This window comes from Brucella sp. RRSP16 (assembly GCF_052246815.1).
GTDB classification, from domain to species: domain Bacteria; phylum Pseudomonadota; class Alphaproteobacteria; order Rhizobiales; family Rhizobiaceae; genus Brucella; species Brucella intermedia.
Genome location: NZ_JBQQAM010000010.1, coordinates 121,464 through 141,346, shown reverse-complemented (window position 1 = coordinate 141,346; position 19,883 = coordinate 121,464). Strand labels below are relative to the sequence as shown.

Genomic DNA, 19,883 nt, shown 5'->3' with positions numbered 1-19,883 from the left:
GACCTACTGGGCGGCTTCTGATAGCACTGGGTTCACCGGAGCCTGCTTCTCAAGCGACATGACTTTTAAATTGCCGGAAAACAGGATGCCGGTGATCGGAAGTACCGGTTGCTCGGGCAGTTCCTCATGATGCGTGCTGTCTTTCGGAACATGCAGCTTATGTTCCACGCCCTCTTCAGCACCCGACAGGGTGAGCGCAACATTCCCCCGTGCTTCCAGCAGTTTCGCGCCGTAGAGAAACTCGAAGCTCAGCATCGAAACGAGGAATTTGTAGGTTCCGTCGCGAACGCCTCCCTTCATCATGGCAGCACGATGAACCTCCCCGCCCGTCGTCACGTCAAGCGGCGGAATGCGGGGATCGCAGACGTAACCCAACGCAAGCAGTTGTCCGCCCTCAACCTCGAAGCGCATTTTATCCGCGCCAAGATCGAGTGCTGAGATCGAGAAACGGCGATTGCTGTATTGAACCGGAACACGCCCCAGCCGCTTGCACAATTGCTGGCCGCTCAAGGCGCGCGCATTCGCGAAATGGTCCGGATCGATGGCGAATGGCAGTGCTTTTGCGCGATGCGGAACAGAAAGGGCCGGTTCAAGAACATCCGCAATCAAATTCGCAACGATAGTCGTCGAAACCGGTCGCGCATAGTGACCCTGATCGAGATAGAAGGCCGGATTACCCACGACATCGCGGCCATATTGCTGCATCAGCATTCGGGAGATATCGACGAGATCGTTCCATACCATTGCGAAATATAATTGATCCCCGCGTCGATCGACGGAACTGAATTCAGAAACGAGCCATTGCGAGCGCCGAATACAAGCGTTGCAACCCGCAAATTCGGATTGCGTTCGAGCGCGTAGCGAATGATCCCTTCGTAAAACCGGGCCCAATGGCGGAATGGCCGCCGCTCATCCCCATATACGAAGGCATCGTTGATCGCATATTCAATCAACAGCAGTTCGCAATCTTCAAGCTGTTCGAACTGCTTGAGTTGATAAAGGCCGAGCGCACTCGTCGTGCCCCCCACCGCGAGATCGGCAACAATATCAAGTTCCACACCGCGCCGCGCCATCGTCGATAGAAGTGTGGGCAGATAGCCCGGAAGCATGACGGTGTTCGAACCGCCGATAATTACAGTCTTGAGTTTCATTTCGTCCCCGTTGCAGCTTTACCCGCTGGCGTCAGCGCACCGCAACGCCAAACACCGTAAGTGCTTGCATCCCAATCAAAATAATAAGCAGCGGCGATCTGGCCGCTGTCCATCATCTGTCGAAAACGGTCGCGCGTCTTTTCGACCAGTTGCTCGCGATTATCGTCATTGGCAGGACAGGCTTTTGATGTATTGGCAAAACCCCATTCCGTGATCCAGCAAGGCTTGCCGTCCACACCACCGCAAAAAGAAAGCGCATTATTGATGTGTTTTGCCCGAGCAGCGCGCGTCCCGCTGCTGCCGGGATAGATATGAATACCATAGCCGTCAGCAACGTCGTCCAGACCATATTTCTTCAAAAGATCGGTAAAAGACGCAGGTTCGACAGTGTCTATCCCGCGCCGGTCTGCATCGATGAAAGGGATATCGGACAGACCCGCAGATACGACCTTTGCCTTGGCGCTGTGCCTGGTTTTCGCTAATTCCGCCCGCAAAATGCGCAAAAGTTCGACGTATTTTTCCGCACCCTTTTCGACCAGAGGAAGCTCCTCCATCTCGGTCAACGAGCGCGCGGTCTTCATCTTCTCCTTGGGCAGAATGGCAAGGTCGCCATTATAGGCGCCCCAGTTGATCTCGTTTCCGGGTTCAACCGCCACAAGAGGAACCCCCAGCGCATCGATCTTCTGCAAGGCATCCGCCATAGCATTCCGGAACCGCTCAGGAGATATGTCGGAAAGCCGATACATGTCCCATATACGCCCGCGCCCCGACCGAGGTTTTGTTCCATCCGGATAAAAATCCGCATTGTTGAGCGAGATTTCGAGCAGGATCGCCAGACCCTTCTCGTGAGCAAGGCGTGCGGCATCGATGCTTTGATCGAGCGGTCGGGTGAGCGACAATCGAACCGCCACTACCCCGTTCTCCACCATCTGATCGAATATCTGCTCGCGCTCGGCTGGCTTGAGCCAGGCCATATTCACCCGGTTGACGCCAAAGCGCGTATCCGCAAGAGCACCGTCGGGCGCAACCGCGAGCAGAACAGCGGCCAAGAAAGCCGCCACTACCCCTTTCCTGCCCCCGGTGCTCTCGCGAAGTTTCATCATCGGATACCGATATCTTTCAGCGCACCGTTAAAATTGGCCTCGCATTCCGAATAACGGTTGATGGCCGCAGGCACGTCGATCTTGGAAAGGAAGTCGCGCAGGTAGGCTTTCTTCTGCGGCTCGCGGTTCCAGACGCTCGCTTCGATATGCGGAAAACCGACGAAGCCCAGCATCTCGCGCATGCGGTCGTCGACTGCGATCATCAGGCCCGGAATACCCGACTGCATGCCGATGATCGTGCCATGGAATCTGCGGCTCAGGCCAAAATCCTGGCTGGAGATCCAACTGCGCCATTTATGCGTGTCGAAGAACACCAGCAGCTCGTTCTTGCGCTGCCATTTTTCCATATGCTTGTAATCGACGGTCGCGGTGATGCGGCTTGCCGCCTGATCATAGGCTTCGGCATGGTCTTCCCCTGCCATGTTCATGTTGTAGACGATCACCTCGTCCTGAATGACATAGCTTGCAACGCTGTCCTTTTCGAGGAGCGCATGCGCATCGACAATCGTATCGGCAACGCTGCCGAGATAACCGCCAAAGGAGATTTTCTGCGCATCGGCAAGAGTTGGGTCGGCAAGGCGGCTCAGCGAGCGTTTCATCTGGTCCGGCGCATAATAAAGCGAGGGACAGCCGGTCGGGCGGACGTATTTCATGCCCGCATCTTTCAAAAACTCCTCGGTGAAATGCCCGCGCGTGAGGAAGAAGCTTTCCTTGCGGCGCAGAATTTCGAGGAAACGGCGCGTGCCTTCCGGCAACTCCGCCTTCAGGTTTTCCTTCTTTTGAATGCCGATGCCCATGACCACGATTGGCATGTTCAGCTTTTCAAAGACGAAGGATTCCGTCGTCGCCGCATAGCCGGGTCGCAAAAGATTGGCGGAGGCAAACAGGCACAGGTCGAAATTCTCATTGAGTTCTGCATAGGTGTCCGGCGAATTGAGGCTGTTGGCCAGATGCCAGAAGGGAACGTAGGTCACATCGTGGCCGCGCACTGCGTTGGCCGCGCCCTCACCGATGAGATAATTGCCCGTATTGGCAATCTTCTTGACCTGATCGATCACATCCTTCTTGGTGCGGATGGGCTCGAAATAGGGGCGATGCTTCACTCTTGCCCCGGAAACGCTTTCGACGGTCCGCATCAGATATGACGGGATGCCGGTGATCATTATGCGCATGGTGATCCATCTTCGCTGGAATTAAGAAAACTGGTGAAGAGTGCCTGAGATCAGCCGATGCCGATTTCTGAAAGCACGCTCCGGAAATTGCGTTCTCGCGCCGAGTAAGTTTCGATGACTTCGGGAATGTTCATCGAAGCGATGTGGTCGCTGACGAAAGCCCGCCTGTCGTTGGCGGCGTTGAGATCGCGGGCATCGATCTTCGGCAGGCCGGAGAAATTCAGCATCTCGCGCATACGGTCATCGACAGCGACCATCAGGCTCGGCACGCCCGCCTGCATGGAGATGATATTGCCGTGGAAACGGCGACCGAAAGAAAAGTCCATGGTCGAGCACCAGGCGCGCCATTGATTGGTATCGAGGAAGGCGTGAACACTCACCTTCTTTTTCAGATCGCCCGAGCCCTTATACGTCAACGGGCCGACAAGTTCGCCCGTAGTGGAGTCATAGGCGCGGCCATTCGCATCCGATTCAAGCTGCATGTCGAAATGCAAGAGCTCATCCTGAACCACATAAGCCGAACGCCCATCATCGGAACCGAGCGCGTTCATATCGCCGATAGTTTCGAGTTCCGCTCCCATATAGCCGGTGAAGACGGTACGGCCCTCGCCCACCTTCACGTCTGGCAGGCGACTGATCGCCTTGCGCATATTGTCCGGACGGAAATAAAGCGACGGACAACCGACCGGGCGGACATAGGAAAAGCCCTGATCGCGGAGATAGCCGGCTGCATTTTCACCCCGCGTGAGAAAATAGTGTTCGCGGCTTTTCAGCACTTCCAAAAGCTTCTTCGTACCCGCTGGCAGGCCGTCCCCGCCTTCAATGTCGGGGCGGTTCTGGATGCCGATGCCGAGCATTACGACAGGCATGTCGAGTTTCGACAGAACCAGCGCTTCTGCATCCGCCGACAAGCCCTTGCGCAGAAGGTTTGCGCAGGTGAAGACGCAGATATCAAACTCCTTGTTGACCTCCTCAAGCCCCGTTCCGTTGTTCACGCAATTGTAGAGGTGCCAGAACGGAATGTGCTTGGCAGACGGCAAAAGCGCTGTCATCGCACCTTCGCCGATCAGATAATTGCCGGTATTGCTGATGTTCTTCAGCTCCTGGATAAAATTATCCCGGGTTTCGGAATCCCGCTGCTTCTCCGAATAATAGACCTGCGCCTTATCCGCACGCTGAATGAGGCGGGTCAGATGGCTCGGAATGCCCGTAACGAGGATTCTTGGGTTGGTTGGGCGGCTCATAGGTCGACCTTTCTGGTATAATCAGGCAACTGCACGGCCGGGGAGAACGGCGGTCGCGCTGGCATCGTCTGCAACATCCGGCTGGGAGAACCGGGATTTCGGATAAACGGGGCTTATTTCGTTCGCCCAATCGGTAAATTCGGAGAACGCCGAGCTCCATGTGCGATGTGCTGCGGAAGCGAGAGCGCCTTCGGCGGTCCGCATCAAGGCTTCGCGATCCTGTGCAAGGATCGTCAGAATGCGTGTCATGTCTGAGACGATCTGCGCATCGTTGCCATTGCGGATGAGAATGCCATCGCGTCCGTGATTGATAAGCTCATCGACGGCGCCGACCGCCGTGGCGACCGGCACGCAGCCGAGTTGCTGCGCTTCGGCGATCATCAGCGGCGCGCCTTCCCAGCGCGACGGCATCAGGAGAACATCGGCCCAGGCCAGATGGTTGGCAATGTCCTTGCCGTCGAAAACCGGCGGCGAGACTTTCACGCCCGCATCCTTCAAACGTGTCATCCACGATGCGCTCGGATCGTCGGAGAGAATTTCGCCGCCGATGGCCTGCGCTTCAAAAGGAATGCCCTGCTCTTTCAGCTTGACGATTGCATCATGCAAACGGTCGATACCCTTCTGGCGGTCGAGCCGTCCCATGTAAAGGATACGCATGGGCTCGCCCTGGCGCCCCTGCTTGCGCGCGGCGGTGACTTGCGCCCGCTGTTTTGTATCGATTGAAAAACTGGCCCCGTTTGGCACCGAAAACACTTTTTCATACGGTACGCCAAAGCTGTGCAGATAAATTTTCAATTGATCCGAACAAGTGAGAAAAGCGTCATAGGCATGTTCGAAGGCGATCGCAGCATAGGGTTGACCTGCTTGACGGCGGAAGACCGTTTCGTCCACCACATGCAGATAGCAGGCGGTGCGGGTGCCTTCCGAGCGAAGCTTACCCATCAGGGGGTGAGCGGCCATGACGTGGTTGTTCACGACAAGATCGAAACCGGAAAGCTGGCCGCGCAGGATACTCCAGTCGAGCGGATGATCTTCGGTGATGAAGTCCTGACCGAGGAAGCGGTTTGTGTCTCCCCAGGCGGGAATGCCATCCTTCCAGAAATGCAGATAATCGAAGGACTGGTCGAACTCATCGAGCACGTCCATCCGCTCATTGCCGAGCACGAAGAGATGGGTTTCAAACCCCTGGTTCTTCAGCTCCCGCCCGGCGGCATAAGCGACCTTTTCCGCCCCGCCGAAAGAAGCATTCGGCACGAGAACGGCCGCGGTCTTTTTCCTTGCGGGGTTATGCGCAAGCGGCAGAACGGGTCCGCCGCCAAGTTCATTGCGCAGCACCTGGTACATTTCGGAAAGGGCCGGCAGGCGACGGGGGCGCCATGTCCAGCGTGTGGCCGCGCTCTGCTTCAGCGGGCTTGTTGCAATCGACGTCACCAGATTGAGCATTGATTGTTCTGGCCGTGAGAGAGCGCGGCGCTGGCGAACGCGCGGGAACGGAAAGCGCACCTTCATGCGCGCCGATGTGGGCCATAGTTGCTGCGTACCCAACGAAGCGAACCAATCGAGCGCATCGTTTTCAATGATTTCCTTTATGAGCCGGGTCGAAACGAAAATCAGGTCGGCATGTGGCTGCCGCGTACCCGACGGCATGATTTCGGTGTCGATGCGCCGCTCGTCCTCGACATTGGTGAGTTCCACAAAGACGATGTTGGCCTGTTCCGCCAGCTTCTCAAGCCGCGACAGGATATTCGGCAACAGGCGCGAACGCGCCAGAAGTTTCAGCGTCTCTGTGTTGGACGAGGCAAGAAACGGCGGGAAATGGAAATTATCCGGCTCGGACACACTGCCCCAGAAGGCACGGATCGCATCATCGAACTTGAGATCGGTAGTGCCAAGGCTGAGATCGGTGAAAAGGCTGACCGTCCCCTCGCCTGCGCGGATCACGCCGTAGCGCGGGCACTCATCATGCTCGAAACCTACGAGCGTCGGACGGCGAAACAGCGCCTTGTGCCGCTTGCGCAGAAAACTGATCGAGCCTGAGCGGTCGCGATTGGCTTCCTTGAAACGGCTTTCCGCACGCAGGCGATATTCAAAGCCGGTATCGTGGCATGGCGTCCCGACAAACCCCGCCTCGATCGCCGAAAGCCAAAACTCCCAGTCTTCAAAACCATTCTGGCGATCATCATCAAAACGGACACCGCTACGGAAAACATCCGCTGAAATCATCGACCCCGTATCGCAGATATTGTCAGTGATGCAGTGGATCAGGCGCGAGTAGCTGTTGCCATAATGTGCGCGCCAATTGACCGAGAAAGTGTCGATATTGGTGTAGACCCAGCCGGCATTTGACGCCAGCAGCTGACGATAGAGCGTGTCAATGGTGTGCGGCTGCACGCGGTTGTCTGCATCGACAAAGTATACCGCCTTCGCGTCCGGCATTTCTTCAAGAATATAGTCGACGGCGCGGTTACGTGCGCCGCCGGGACCGGCGTTTTCGCCAAAGATGATATGGATGTTGGAATGCGCTGCCGCATAGAGCGTCAGGCTGTCGAACACTTCGCGGCGCGGATCGCCATCTACCGACACCACGATCTGGGTACGGAAAACCGTTTCTGATGCAAGAATGGTTTCCAGTGCTTCAAGCGCCAGCGCCGCGTGGCCGTAAAGCGGCATGGCAACGACGATCAAATCCTTGGACCTATCGTACATTCGCGGCCTCTTTGGCTAATTCCTGAGCTGGCCCGGCCTCAATGTGCTTGACCAGCCGGAAGTTGAAGACCTTGAGCCAGGAAAAATCGACGGAATCGGCAGCGGCCTTGCTCAGCACAACGAGATCCATCGTCCGGTCGACCGGTCCCTCAAGCATGAAATTGATATCGATCGGGCGATTGGGCGCGACCTCCGACCAACCGCTGAACAAAACCTGCTGGCGTCGTCGATCAAGATTGGAAATCGCGTCGATTTCCTCCTTCACGTCTGATGCCAGATTGACCAGCAACAGACCGACGGCACAGGGCTTGCCCTCCGGATGGTCAATCACAGCTCGCGCGGAGACGCGGACCGTACCCGGAGCAACCACACGGCGAATGGCAGCCGCAGTGACGCCCTCCTCGAGCGGATGACAGCCGATGGCATCCTCATGTTCCAGAAAACGCACAGTCGGAAAGTCCGGACTAATGGACGTAACGGACACGTTGGCCACGTTGCGCAGCAATTCGACCGGCAGACGGTAGTCGTCAACCTTTCGACCATTGATCAACGCAGTCGGCACGATGGCGTTCGGCAACGATGCCGGGCGCACACCCGGCAAGCCGGTGAAAATCCTCAATGCCAGCGGGCGCATGTCCAGATCGGCGTGCGGAATACGGGCACGCGCCGCATAGCGCTCGTTGGCGATCACATTGCCCAGCGACAGTTCCGGCGGCACACCGCCCGAGGCGGAGATGCGAAGCCGGAGCGTCCGATGGCTGCCGTCGCATGCCTTGGGAAGCGAGAAGAAATTCCATTCCGAATGCAGCGCGCTGTAGGGCACCAGCCACTCGGCAATTCCCTCGCCATTTTCCAGATAGTCCAGCGTTACGATCAGCTGGCCGTTGCGATTGGCCGGCAGATCGCGGAAATGGAGGGCGAAACCGGAAACGGCATAGCTCGAAACCGGAAAAAGCTGTTCGATCTCCGATTCGCGCAGCAGGCGCGCAAACCCCTCATCCTTTGGATCGACCAGAGGAGCATGGCTGAAAATCTCCGTCGAGGAATCCCAGTTGCGGGCGTGGAATGCGTCTTCAATCGCCCGATAATTCTCAAACATGGTCTCGCGCTCGCGGCGCAGCATGGCGAGCTCGGTGTGAACCTTGCTGACATGGCCGACAAGGCGATCCAGGCTGCTCTCAAGCAACTGCGTAACCAGCAGCGGAGCTGTTTCGGGGGACGCTTCATCGACCCGCACAACGGGTAGTTCCGGAATGGTGCTCAGACGATAAATCTGCTGCAGAACCGTTTTGAGTTCGTTCTCGCCCTCTTGCGAGGCGGCGACAGCAATGAGTGGAAATGTATTCGCCAGACGAAGGCGTTTTCCGTCTCCTTCGACAAAGGTGGTCAGCTCGCCCAGAGACGTCGCTTCCAGCGCTTCACGATCACGCATCGAAGCAATGGCATATCGGCGGGATTTCCGCGCCGAGATCGCAGGAAGTGGTGTGCTCAACATAATCATCCATTGTGTGATGGCCGACTTGGGAGTCTCGGCCTGCACTTGCAATGAGAAAATACAGTCTATGTATTGTCAACAGTCTTATAGCATCAACTATATGATAATATTACGAATATTTGGAACGAGTTTAATTCAAAATTTGAAACAATGTTCATATATATTACAATAACAGCGTAAACACGCAGAAACACGGAGTTTTATATTTACGTTACAGGACTTGCACGCCCGATTGTCGCCACATACCAGCTACCGCCCGTTCAATACTGCCTCGATCAAGGTTTTTTGCTGCCGTAAACAATCCGACAACCTGAACCGGGTTTCCACGGTTCGTCGTGCTGCAGCTCTCATCTGGAGACATGCATCGGGGTCTCGAAGCACGTTCATGATCACTTCCGCCAACACGTCCGGCTCAAAAAACGGTACAAGCAGCCCGTTTTGGCCCGAGCGGATCAACTCCCGCACGGGGGGCGTATCCGAACCGATGATGAGTGCGCCGCATGCCATCGCTTCCACGACCGACCAGGACAGGACAAACGGATAAGTCAGATAGATGTGGGCAGTCGATATCTGATAGAGTTTCCGCAACTGGGCATGCGGGATCGTGCCGGCAAACACGATTCGATCCGGCGGCAGATCAAGATTCCTGACGAGATGCTCGCGCCACGAGCCGCCGCCGGGCGGCGGGGTTCCATAGCTGACGCCATCGCCGCCAACAAAAACGAAGATCGCATCATCGTTCTGCCGGATGACCTTGGCCGCAGCTTCCAGCGCTTGAGGAAAGCCGCGATAGGGTTCGAGATCGCGCGCGACAAACGTGATTACGCGCGATTCTCCTGCCCTCAGCGTCCGTCCGTCCGGCAGCTGGATCGTTGCGTGACGATCCGGATAGAAGAGTTTGGTATCGACCCCTTCGTGAACCACGGCAATGCGGTTCTGAACGGAACGCGGATAAAGGCTCTTTTGCCAATGCGTCGGGCTGAATCCGCCGTCGATACCCTCAAGGGTAACCAGCTGCGCCATGTTACGCAGGCGCAGGCGCTTGCGGGTTTCAATATCGGGCCGGTCGCCCGGTGCGAAACCGACATCGGCACCATTGGCGCGGTAGAAAAACTCGCAATAGCCAAGTGCGGGAACTGAGGGCAGCACGTCCTTGACGAACATCATGCTGCCCCAGCCAATATGACCGACGACGATATCGGGTGCCTGACCATGATGGGCCATGGATTCCAGGGTTTCGGCCACACGGTACCCGATCCTCGTGTGGTGATCGGGTACTTCCAGATATCTGGCCATCGCACCGCCGGTGCGAGGACCAGATTCTACTCGGTGGCGAATGACGCGGACCGCTGGGAGGCGACGGTCCACTGTCTCGCAGATCAGGCTTACATCATGTCCACTCGTAGCCAGATTCTCGGCTAACGCAGCGAACTGACCGAAACCGCGCCTGTGCACAAATGCTATACGCATGTTACGAAACGTGTTCGGCTGGCAGCCGAAAATAATCGCAACACATCAAATGCCAAACCGTGCGGCATTACCCCACACGAGTTCCAGTCTGTGCAGTGTCTGATAGGCAATCTCCAGATTGCGAAGATCGTCATCATCGCGGGTGAGGATATGGTTGTAGGACCGGCTCGCATTCCGCAAGCTTGCACACAGCCTTTCACCCTTGTCCGTCAGGCGAATACGGGCAGACCGTTTATCTCTCTGCGAGGTTACACGGTCGACATATCCACCATCGGTAAGCTGTTTCAGATAATAGGAAATGTTGGACCCGACATAATGCCCGCGATCCAATAGTTCACCCACAGTGAGCTCGACATCGCCTATAGCCATCAGAACCAGGGTCTGGGCCGGACCGATATCTTCCACGCCTAACTTCGTCAGCTCGGTTTTCAGCAAGCTTACAAAGCGGCGGTTCACTCGTTCTATCATCCGGGCCAGCTCGAAATGCGTGATAACGACTGTATGAACCGGATGTCTGCGTTCCTGTTTTTCGGCGGTAACTTCAGGAAAATCAACGGCAGTAAAGCCATCGACTGATGTTTCGACTTCCACTCCCTCGTGTAGAAGTTTTTGCATCTTTTGCTCTCCATTTTCAATTTTACTTCAAATTTTGAAGAAATTTGCAGTTATATTTTCTTTGCTCCTTTCGCATTTCCCCGCCGTAAGAACCTTTTTTCTGTCACATTCTCTGCAGTATTACTTTACTGATCTTGAGAACTAGCACACAGTTTTTAGGGATATCCGCCACCTGTGACCATTCCAAGGCAGATAGCGTATGAATGATACTCGCGAAATCAACTCGATTGGCAAGAGCCCTGCACACAAAAAGGGGCAGGACGATTCGGTAACTACGCCGAAAGGCCTGATTTTCAAGGCCCGCCGCGTTTTCCTGTCGGGACTACTTTATGCAGTGGTGCTGAGCGCCTGTATCAATTTGCTACAACTCACTGTACCTCTCTACATGTTGCAGGTTCATGATAGGGTGCTTAACAGCCGAAGCATGGACACGCTCACCATGCTGACCGTGCTCGCCATTGGCGCCATGCTCGTGTTCGGGGTGCTGGAATTCATCCGCTCCCTGTCGTTTCAGGCCATGGGCAGCGCACTTGTGCGCCGCCTGAATCTGGCGGTTTTGACGGCAGCGGTGCAGGCATCCGTGAATCAGGGTATGCCCAAAGCGACTCAGACGCTTCGCGACCTCAACGAGTTGCGCAGTTTCCTCACCTCACCGGCGATCAATGCTCCACTCGACGCCGCGTGGTCGCCGATCTTTCTCGGCGTCCTGTTCCTGCTCCACCCCATGCTGGGCGTGATCGGTCTCGTCGCCGTCATTATCCTGATTGCGTGCGGCGTGCTGACCGACCTCCTTACCCGAAATCTCATTCAGGAGGCGAACCAGGCGAACATCGAAGCGGTGTCCAAGATCGGCAGCAGCTTGCGGCATGCCGAAGTCATCGAAGCCATGGGCATGCTTCCGGCCCTCGCTCGCCGCTGGCGCACGATGCAGGTTCAGGCGCTTGAAGTGCTCGATCTTGGCGGAACCCGCGCCCGTGCCCTCTCCTCGATTGCCCGCACGGCGCGTTTCATCATCCAGATCGGATCGCTCGGCATAGGCACGCTGCTTGCCATGCAGCAGGAAATCACGCCCGGCGCAATGATCGCGACCAGCATCATCATCGGTCGCCTGCTGATGCCGTTTGACCGAATCGTGGAAAACTGGCGCCAGTGGGTCAGTGCAATCGCCAGTTGGAAGCGCGTCCAGTCATTGCTTTCGGAAAACCTGGCTGTACGCCAGACCATGCCGACGCCGCGCCCCAACGGCGACCTCGTGATCGACAAGCTCATCTATGCCGCACCCGGCGTGGATGTCCCCATCATCAAGGGCATCTCCTTTTCGATCTCGCCGGGTGAAGTCCTTGGGGTTGTCGGCCCATCAGCCGCAGGCAAATCGACGCTTGCCCGACTGCTGATAGGCATCGTCAAACCCACCTCCGGCGGCGTTTTCCTCGACGGAAACAATGTCTATCTCTGGGAACGCGGTTCTTTCGGTGAGATTGCGGGATATCTCCCACAGTCCGTCTCGCTGCTGGATGGAACGATCAAGGACAATATCGCCCGCATGGGTGACAGCGATCCGCATCGCGTGCTGGAAGCCGCACGTCTGGCCGATGTGCATGAAATGATCGGCCGCATGCCGCTTGGCTACGATACCCCGGTGGGCGACGGCCGCCTGACATTGTCCGGGGGGCAGCGCCAGAGAATCGGCCTTGCACGCTGCCTCTACAATCGCCCGCGGCTGATTGTTCTCGATGAACCCAATTCGAATCTCGATGCGGTCGGCGAACGCGCGCTCATCCGGGCGGTCGAACACGCGCGCGACGATGGCGCCATTGTCATCATGATCGCACATCGGCCATCTATCATGCAGGTCGCCGACAAACTGCTTGTGCTCGAAAACGGCCGTATCTCGCAGTTCGGGCCGCGCACGGATGTGGTCGCCTCACTGACACCTGCCAATAATGGCCCGCAAATGGGAGCAGCAAACGCATGATGGGCAAATCGATTATTCCTCGTCGTGTTTCCAGCCTGCTCGCGCCGCGGGCAGAATCGTCTGATCACCAAGCTCTTACCCGTTTTGGCAGCGTCAAACCTGAATGGGCGCTCGATCTGGAGCGCGAGGATTCAAGATCGCCCCTGCGTGGGCTGATCATTGCAGGCCTCGCAACGATCGGCGTCGCTTTCGGAGGGTTCTTCGCCTGGGCCTATTCTGCCAATCTTGGAAGTGCGGCGGTAGCAATGGGCACGGTCATCGTCGATTCCAAACGCAAGACCATCAGCCATCTCGAAGGCGGCATTCTTGATCGCCTGCTGGTGCAGGAAGGCGATGTCGTCAAGGTCGGCCAACCGCTTCTGCGACTGGACGACACAAAGGCGCGTTCCGACCTCCAGTCCCTTGAAAGCAGGCGCATCGGCTTGATCGCAAAACTCGCTCGTCTGCGCGCCGAACAGGCGGGGGAAAAGGAGATCAGCTTTCCCGCCAGCTTTGCCGAGGGCGGTGAAAACGCGCAGAATGCCATTCGCGCCGAAAACATCTTCTTTCAGAAGCGACTTGCCCAAAAACTGAGCAAGATCGACATACAGCAGAAAACTATCGAGCAATATACGGAGCAAGCCAAGGCATCGACCGCGCAGATAGCCGCGACGGACCGGCAAATCGAACTCATCAGCGATCAGCGCAAGGCGATTGCCAGCCTCGTCGAAAAGGGTTTTGCCCAGAAATCGAAGCTTACGGAAATCGATACGCGTCTCAGCCAGCTCGCCGGCGACAGAGGCGAGTATGCCGGTGACAAGGCGAAAGCCGAGCAGGCGAAAGCCGGGGCGGAATTTGCCCTGACTGGAATCGAAAGCGATCTCCAATCCGAAATTGCAGGCGAAATCACATCGAGCCAGGTCGAGCTTTCCGATGTGCAGGAACGTATCGTCGCGGCCAAGGATGTGATGCGGCGCGTGGAAGTCCGCTCGCCGCAAGACGGGATTGTAGCCAACATCCGGCTGCGTACGCCGGGCGGCGTCATCGCACCGGGCGAAGCGATCATGGATATCGTTCCTGAAAACGAACCCCTCGTCGTCGAAATGAAGATCAGCCCGCGTGATATCGACAGCATTTCGGTTGGCGCAGGTGCGCAAATCCGCCTGACCGCCTATAATCAGCGGTCAATGGCGCCGCTGGATGGCAAGCTGACCTATATCGCCGCCGATCAGTCACTTGATGAGAAGACCGATACCGCATTTTTCGTGGCACGTGCCGAAATCACTCCGGCATCGCTCGCCGCAAATCCGACCGCCCGGCTTTATCCCGGTATGCCGGCTGAAATCATCATCGTGCATAAGGAACGTCGCGCCATCGATTATCTGGTTTCCCCCATCACGGACAGCCTGAACCGGGCCTTCCGCGAAGATTAATATCCAGAGAATTGAAAAGTAAAACTCGATCATAGGTTGAAATTCCCGAAAGAAGCGTCGCCGCGCATGAAATGACATGCGCGGCGTCATCTTGTTGAAATATTTTCACATTCCCCTCTTCTTGGCCAGATAATTCAAATTTAGAATCAATTTCTGCGTAAACACAAAACAAATATAAATTATAATGACTGCAAATAGATTTCATATTTATGTTTACAGAACTGAAATATAAATTAATGGTAATAATTTGTTACTTACACATGCCGTAATTATACCAAATGACGATGTTGCAATTCCACATAATGCAGAGCAGACTACTAAGAGCATAATGGTCGGAGCATTCCGGCTTGTGGAAACCCCTACAGGAACACAAGGAGAAGCAGATGGCCACTCTAGAAGGCGGCGCCTACGACGACGTGTTGTTCGGCTCCCGCTTTGACGATTTCATCCGTGCCCATGGCGGTGATGATCTCGTATTCGGAGGCGATGGTAACGACACCGTCTTCGGCGGCAACGGGAATGACATCCTTTTCGGCGGCACGGGTAACGACACCCTGTTCGGCGAAAACGGGAACGACATTCTCTTCGGCAATGAAGGAAATGACGTCCTGAGCGGCGGCAATGGCAGCGACGTGCTGTATGGCGGCAATGGAGATGACATTCTCCAGGGCGGCAACGGCTCCGACCTGCTCTATGGCGGCGCACATAATGACATTCTCTACGGTGGGAACGGCAACGACATCCTTGATGGCGGTGCTGGAAACGACGTTCTCATCGGCGGAAATGGCAGCGATACATTCCTGTTCAATGGTGGCGGCGGAAACGACGTCATTCTCGACTTCAATCCCGGCGAAGACATTCTGCAGATTCAGAAGGGTATCAATGGTCTTGATATCTCTTCCGCAGACGATCTTGCCGACCGTGTCACGCAGGTTGGTGGCAATGTCGTTGTCGACCTCGGCAATGGCGACACCGTTACCCTCGTGAACACCAATGCAGACGATGTACAGGCTCATCCCGACCAGTACTTCACTGTTCACTGATTGAACAATTGAGAGCGTGCCCGGCAATCCTCCCGCCGGGCACGTTTCGACTTCGCCGGATACCCAACTTCCCCGTTGGGTATCCGGACCTCCTGCAAGCTGAACTTTTCTGCAAGAATGAAAGGGCCACACATTGAACCTCGACCATTCGGCGGACATTGAAAGCAAAACCGAGAACCTCTCCATTTGCCGTCTTTGCGCCGATGTGGCTGTGGTCATCTGGGATATTCCAGGCCCGGCTCGCACGACCACCAAATGCACATTTGAAATGCCGGTTCAGCCGGTCCCCTTGCTGAGCGTCGGCATTCCGCTCGAAAATGGCGGCCTGCGCATGTTCTGGGCCATGCGTACCGGCAGTGAACCCACGAAACTTTCGCTCTCGGCGGGGTCTCTTGGCCCGACGGCGCATGCGGTCGTATATCCGGCCAAGGAACTCGCCCCTTTCGATGTTGAATATGTCGTAAGCGATCTGACGCTCCCCGGACATATCAAGCTTCTCACCACTATTCTGACCACGTGGCGCAGCACTTTCCGGCTTTCGCGAAACCAGACTTTCGCATCCCTCGTGCGGGACCTGACTTTCGCATTGACGCCGGAACCGCGCGAGGCCCAGCATTGCGGCGAACCTGTTCAGGGACATCACCTCCTTGAAACAGCGGTCGACCCGATGCTGGGCGAGATTTCGGCTATCTATGGCATCACTTCCGGCAGCGTGATGGTCATTCCACCACGCTTTGTGGTGGGCAGGCAAGCGCGCAACGCCTGGCAGCCATGCCATCTTCTGCTGGAAGCAGCGCAAGACTTGCCCTCATCGCTGCTGCTGGTGCTCACGGGTCAGAAAGGTGTCGCCGTTCGCAAGCTTGCGAGCGTTAGCGAACAAACGGATTTTGCCAAATGGTGGACCAAATGGCAGGGCAATGGCGCATTGCGGGAATTTCTTGTTCGCCAGCTCGGCAAGCTAAGCCCTGCGGGTGCGGCAGTCGCCATTGATTTGCAAACGCGCACGCCGCTGCCCGTCCGCCAGATTGCACAGTCTGCCACCCATCCGGCCGCTGAAATCGATCTCGCTCTGGCGCTCGATGGCGGACTGATCGTGGGTGGATGGATGCATGATCCCGCCGCCATGCTTGCGGATATCGAATATCTCCCGGAGAACGGAAGCGCATTGTCGCTGAAGCCGAACTTCCACAAATTTCCCGGCAAGGTGGCCAAGCGCGAAGACGTCCCCCAGCAGGATGTGACGGGTTTCGTCGCCTGGCTTCCTTCCGTGCAGAATCTTGGCCCCCTCTTGCAGCCACGTTTTCAGTTGCGCCTTGCTTCCGGCGCGACCGCTCCTCTGGTGCCCGCACCGCAGCCCTTCGAGCCATCAGCGCAGCGCAACCGCATTTTGCGATCCGTGCCGCCGCAACAGGCAAGGCCGCACGTATTCTCCCATATTCTGGGACCGGCCCTCACCGAAGTTGAAAAGAAGCTCGCTGCAACGGTGCACATATCCGAGGTGAAGGAATTTGGAACAACGCCTGCCTCCCCGCTCGCGTCCATCGTTATTCCGCTCTATCGCAACCTTGATTTCCTGCGTTTCCAGTTTTCATCCATGGCGACAGACCCGTGGCTGGTGGAGAATGCAGAGTTCATCTTCGTGCTGGATTCTCCTGAAATTCAGGACGACACTGAGCACATGCTGGGTGGGCTGCACATTCTGCACGATATGCCGTTTAAGCTGGCAATCATGAACCGCAATGGCGGCTATGCGCGGGCCTGCAATGCAGGTGCCAGCATTGCGACCGGAACAACCATCGTGATGTTGAATTCCGACGTCGTGCCTGCGGAACATGGCTGGTTGCAGCAACTGATCCAGCCTTTGTTCGATCAGCCCAAGCTTGGGGCAATCGGCCCTCGCCTCCTGTTCGAGGACGGCTCGCTTCAGCATGGCGGGCTTTATTTCGCCCGCGACCGTCAGGGCATCTGGCTCAACCATCACTATTACAAGGGCATGCCGGGTAACTATCCACCGGCACTCCGTCCGCGTGAAGTGCCGGGCGTTACCGGCGCCTGTCTCATAACGCGCAAGGATATCTTCGATCTCGTCGGTGGCTATACGGAAGACTATGTTATCGGCGACTATGAGGACAGCGATCTTTGCCTGAAGATCAGGCAGCTTGGCTTCCAGATATTCTACGAGCCCTCCGTAGCGCTTTACCATTTCGAGCGCCGCTCGATCCGCCGCAGCGCGGATTACATGCGCGGCCTCGCCAGCCAATACAATTCCTGGCTCCATACGCAGCGCTGGGACGACGACATTACCGAATTGATGGCTCTGCCGCAGGAACAAGAGCGCACTGTCGACCTGTCGAATGTCATCATGACCAAATCTGAAAGGAGCGCCGCTTGACGGACGTGGTAGCGCTGAAACAGCCAGAACCGGAAGCCAAACCAGCAATACCGGATGCGCAGATCGACTGGCTGATGCAGTCGGTATTGAAAAACCGCTTCTTGCCCTCGCCCGATCCGAACAGCGTGTTCGTCGGCGATGGCGATTATCGCGCGGTCGGAGCAGAGTTTCTCGGGCATTTCATTCGCAAGGGCGGCCTTCGGCCCGACGCGCGCGTGCTCGATATCGGTTCCGGCATCGGTCGCATGGCGGTGCCGCTGACGCAATATCTCGACCCGGCCAAAGCCCTCTATTCCGGCATCGATCCCGTGGCAAGCGGCGTGAACTGGTGCCGCCAGAACATCACGTCGCGCTACCCGAACTTCGAGTTCCGCCATATCGATATCGCACATGACCTCTATAATCCCAAAGGGGCGGTCAACGGGCTCAGTCTCGTCCTCCCTTTCGCTGACAGGAGTTTCGACTTCGTCATCATGACGTCGGTCGTCACCCATCTGCCGTCCGACGAAGTTAAAACCTATCTCGAACAGGTTTCCCGCGTTCTCGCTCCCGGCGGAAAATTGTTCATGACCGCATTCGTCGTGGACGATGTGGCGGCGCGCGACCGTCACGGTAAACGTGACAAGCGACTTGCATTCGAGCGCCATGGCAGCGGACCATGCTGGTTCGTGCCGGAACTGCCGCCGCTGGCGGCAGTCGGGTTTGAAAATGGTTTTCTGGACCGTGCACTTGCCGGTGCAAAACTGTCGCTCGAAGCAAAATCCTTCGGTCACTGGCGCGGCATCGAGGCAGATCATTATCAGGATATTTTCATCGCTTCGCGAGGTGCTGCCTGATGGCCCAACGTGTCCTCATCGCGGCACATAATCACCCGTCGCTTCATCCCGGCGGAACGGAAATTTTTGCGCACGACCTGTTTCGCGCCTATCAGCGCGCCGGTTGCGAAGCCATCTTCATGGGCGCCACCAACAAGGTGCACCGCGAGGCCCGCCCCGGAACAAGCTTCCAGAGCATTGGCAATGGCGGCGATGAAATCCTGCTCTGGTCTGGTCATTTCGACCGCTTCTATATGAGCCAGATCGACCTTTACGGGATTGTTCCCGACATTGTCGAACTGCTGCAGGACTTCCGACCCGACGTCGTGCATCTCCACCATCTGCTTTTGCTCGGCGCCGAATTCCCGCATATTGTGCGCCGCACTTTGCCGGATTGCCGTATCGTGCTGACTTTGCACGACTATTATCCCATCTGCCACCATGATGGGTTGATGGTCCGCACCACGGGCAAGGAGCTCTGCCATGGTGCAAGTCCCGACCGCTGCCATGCCTGTTTCAAGGACATTGCGCTCGATAAATTCGTGCTGCGCGAACGGCATATCAAATCGCTCCTGAGCGCTGTCGATGCATTCGTTTCACCGAGCGAGTTTCTCAAGCAACGCTATGTGGAATGGGGTCTCGCGGAAGAGTTGATCAGCGTCATTCACAATGGTCAACCGGAGCGCCCTTCCCTCGAAACACGGCATGTGGAGCGCGGGAGGCCGGTCTTCGGCTATTTCGGCAATCTCAATCCATGGAAAGGCGCAACAGTGCTGCTTGAAGCAGCACGGCAGCTTATATCGGAAGGCTTCGATTTCGAACTGCGCGTACATGGTGCAGCGCCTTTTCAAAGCGAAAGCTTCGTCAGTGAAATCGAGCAGCTCTTTGCCGAGACATATCCTTTCGTCCAGCGGCGCGGTGCTTATCAGCGCGATGACATCGCCCAACTGATCCAGACCGTCGATTGCGCCATCATGCCATCGATCTGGTGGGAAAACGCTCCGCTTGTCATTCAGGAAGCGCAGGGACAGAACCGTCCCGTCATATGCAGCAATATCGGTGGAATGGCCGAAATGATCGAACATGAGGTCAATGGCCTCACCGTTCCGCCGAACGATCCGCTCGCGCTCGCCCAGGCGATGCGTCGAATGGCGGAAAACCCGGATCTGCGCCACTCGCTCAGCGCGAATGCACGTCATCCGGACACCATCGACACCACGGCAGCACGCTATCTCGATCTGATCGGGACATTGCGGATCGCGCGTGTCGAGGCAGCATGAGAGGTAAATC

Annotated in this window: 15 protein-coding genes; 6 read left to right on the top strand and 9 right to left on the bottom strand. The window is 56.6% G+C overall.

From position 1 onward, the window contains the following. Positions 1–3: 3 nt before the first annotated feature. From ACS5UA_RS16730 to ACS5UA_RS16690, 9 genes are all read right to left on the bottom strand, one after another. Positions 4–744, bottom strand: a complete 741-nt coding sequence (locus ACS5UA_RS16730; protein WP_443101527.1) for a hypothetical protein — start codon at positions 742–744, stop codon at positions 4–6. Then, positions 705–1,151, bottom strand: a complete 447-nt coding sequence (locus tag ACS5UA_RS16725) for an SGNH/GDSL hydrolase family protein (protein WP_443101526.1) — start codon at positions 1,149–1,151, stop codon at positions 705–707. The genes ACS5UA_RS16730 and ACS5UA_RS16725 overlap by 40 nt, the downstream gene beginning before the upstream one ends. Continuing rightward, positions 1,148–2,251, bottom strand: coding sequence for a glycoside hydrolase (locus ACS5UA_RS16720; RefSeq protein ID WP_443101530.1), 1,104 nt, complete (start codon positions 2,249–2,251; stop codon positions 1,148–1,150). The genes ACS5UA_RS16725 and ACS5UA_RS16720 overlap by 4 nt, the downstream gene beginning before the upstream one ends. Beyond that, positions 2,251–3,426 (bottom strand): polysaccharide pyruvyl transferase family protein, encoded by a 1,176-nt coding sequence (locus ACS5UA_RS16715; protein ID WP_273771001.1) that lies wholly within the window; start codon positions 3,424–3,426, stop codon positions 2,251–2,253. The genes ACS5UA_RS16720 and ACS5UA_RS16715 overlap by 1 nt, the downstream gene beginning before the upstream one ends. A gap of 50 nt (positions 3,427–3,476) precedes the next feature. Beyond that, positions 3,477–4,670 carry a polysaccharide pyruvyl transferase family protein gene (locus tag ACS5UA_RS16710; RefSeq protein ID WP_273771003.1) on the bottom strand — a complete coding sequence of 398 codons (1,194 nt, stop codon included), beginning with the start codon at positions 4,668–4,670 and terminating at the stop codon, positions 3,477–3,479. A 21-nt stretch (positions 4,671–4,691) separates the two neighbouring features. Further along, positions 4,692–7,376, bottom strand: a complete 2,685-nt coding sequence (locus ACS5UA_RS16705; RefSeq protein WP_273771004.1) for a glycosyltransferase — start codon at positions 7,374–7,376, stop codon at positions 4,692–4,694. Then, a complete protein-coding gene (locus ACS5UA_RS16700; protein ID WP_273771005.1) occupies positions 7,366–8,871 on the bottom strand; it encodes a DUF6212 domain-containing protein in 1,506 nt (501 codons plus the stop codon). The genes ACS5UA_RS16705 and ACS5UA_RS16700 overlap by 11 nt, the downstream gene beginning before the upstream one ends. Before the next feature lie 249 nt (positions 8,872–9,120). After that, entirely contained in the window at positions 9,121–10,341 is a 1,221-nt protein-coding gene (locus ACS5UA_RS16695) for a glycosyltransferase family 4 protein (protein WP_273771006.1), read from the bottom strand. A gap of 45 nt (positions 10,342–10,386) precedes the next feature. Then, positions 10,387–10,956, bottom strand: coding sequence for a MarR family transcriptional regulator (locus tag ACS5UA_RS16690; protein ID WP_006468694.1), 570 nt, complete (start codon positions 10,954–10,956; stop codon positions 10,387–10,389). 199 nt (positions 10,957–11,155) lie between these two features. Between ACS5UA_RS16690 and ACS5UA_RS16685 the strand changes: the two genes are divergently transcribed. The 6 genes from ACS5UA_RS16685 (at position 11,156) to ACS5UA_RS16660 (ending at position 19,873) form a co-directional block, all read left to right on the top strand. Continuing rightward, a complete protein-coding gene (locus tag ACS5UA_RS16685) occupies positions 11,156–12,931 on the top strand; it encodes a type I secretion system permease/ATPase (RefSeq protein WP_273771007.1) in 1,776 nt (591 codons plus the stop codon). Further along, positions 12,928–14,343: an HlyD family type I secretion periplasmic adaptor subunit gene (locus tag ACS5UA_RS16680; RefSeq protein WP_176072949.1), complete on the top strand. Its 1,416-nt coding sequence runs from the start codon at positions 12,928–12,930 to the stop codon at positions 14,341–14,343. The genes ACS5UA_RS16685 and ACS5UA_RS16680 overlap by 4 nt, the downstream gene beginning before the upstream one ends. A gap of 383 nt (positions 14,344–14,726) precedes the next feature. Then, positions 14,727–15,386, top strand: coding sequence for a calcium-binding protein (locus ACS5UA_RS16675; RefSeq protein ID WP_006470323.1), 660 nt, complete (start codon positions 14,727–14,729; stop codon positions 15,384–15,386). 133 nt (positions 15,387–15,519) lie between these two features. Continuing rightward, complete coding sequence (locus ACS5UA_RS16670) at positions 15,520–17,778, top strand: glycosyltransferase family 2 protein (protein WP_273771008.1); 2,259 nt, start codon at positions 15,520–15,522, stop codon at positions 17,776–17,778. Continuing rightward, on the top strand, positions 17,775–18,614 hold the full coding sequence (locus tag ACS5UA_RS16665) for a class I SAM-dependent methyltransferase (RefSeq protein WP_273771009.1): 840 nt from the start codon (positions 17,775–17,777) through the stop codon (positions 18,612–18,614). The genes ACS5UA_RS16670 and ACS5UA_RS16665 overlap by 4 nt, the downstream gene beginning before the upstream one ends. Further along, positions 18,614–19,873 carry a glycosyltransferase family 4 protein gene (locus tag ACS5UA_RS16660; protein WP_273771010.1) on the top strand — a complete coding sequence of 420 codons (1,260 nt, stop codon included), beginning with the start codon at positions 18,614–18,616 and terminating at the stop codon, positions 19,871–19,873. Before ACS5UA_RS16665 ends, ACS5UA_RS16660 begins: the two co-directional genes overlap by 1 nt. Positions 19,874–19,883: the final 10 nt, after the last annotated feature.

Excerpts from the sequence above, each read along its gene's own strand:
- ACS5UA_RS16730 (WP_443101527.1), bottom strand. The coding sequence starts at position 744 with ATGGTATGGAACGATCTCGTCGATATCTCCCGAATGCTGATGCAGCAA.
- ACS5UA_RS16725 (WP_443101526.1), bottom strand. The coding sequence starts at position 1,151 with ATGAAACTCAAGACTGTAATTATCGGCGGTTCGAACACCGTCATGCTT.
- ACS5UA_RS16720 (WP_443101530.1), bottom strand. The coding sequence starts at position 2,251 with ATGAAACTTCGCGAGAGCACCGGGGGCAGGAAAGGGGTAGTGGCGGCT.
- ACS5UA_RS16715 (WP_273771001.1), bottom strand. The coding sequence starts at position 3,426 with ATGCGCATAATGATCACCGGCATCCCGTCATATCTGATGCGGACCGTC.
- ACS5UA_RS16710 (WP_273771003.1), bottom strand. The coding sequence starts at position 4,670 with ATGAGCCGCCCAACCAACCCAAGAATCCTCGTTACGGGCATTCCGAGC.
- ACS5UA_RS16705 (WP_273771004.1), bottom strand. The coding sequence starts at position 7,376 with ATGTACGATAGGTCCAAGGATTTGATCGTCGTTGCCATGCCGCTTTAC.
- ACS5UA_RS16700 (WP_273771005.1), bottom strand. The coding sequence starts at position 8,871 with ATGTTGAGCACACCACTTCCTGCGATCTCGGCGCGGAAATCCCGCCGA.
- ACS5UA_RS16695 (WP_273771006.1), bottom strand. The coding sequence starts at position 10,341 with ATGCGTATAGCATTTGTGCACAGGCGCGGTTTCGGTCAGTTCGCTGCG.
- ACS5UA_RS16690 (WP_006468694.1), bottom strand. The coding sequence starts at position 10,956 with ATGCAAAAACTTCTACACGAGGGAGTGGAAGTCGAAACATCAGTCGAT.
- ACS5UA_RS16685 (WP_273771007.1), top strand. The coding sequence starts at position 11,156 with ATGAATGATACTCGCGAAATCAACTCGATTGGCAAGAGCCCTGCACAC.
- ACS5UA_RS16680 (WP_176072949.1), top strand. The coding sequence starts at position 12,928 with ATGATGGGCAAATCGATTATTCCTCGTCGTGTTTCCAGCCTGCTCGCG.
- ACS5UA_RS16675 (WP_006470323.1), top strand. The coding sequence starts at position 14,727 with ATGGCCACTCTAGAAGGCGGCGCCTACGACGACGTGTTGTTCGGCTCC.
- ACS5UA_RS16660 (WP_273771010.1), top strand. The coding sequence starts at position 18,614 with ATGGCCCAACGTGTCCTCATCGCGGCACATAATCACCCGTCGCTTCAT.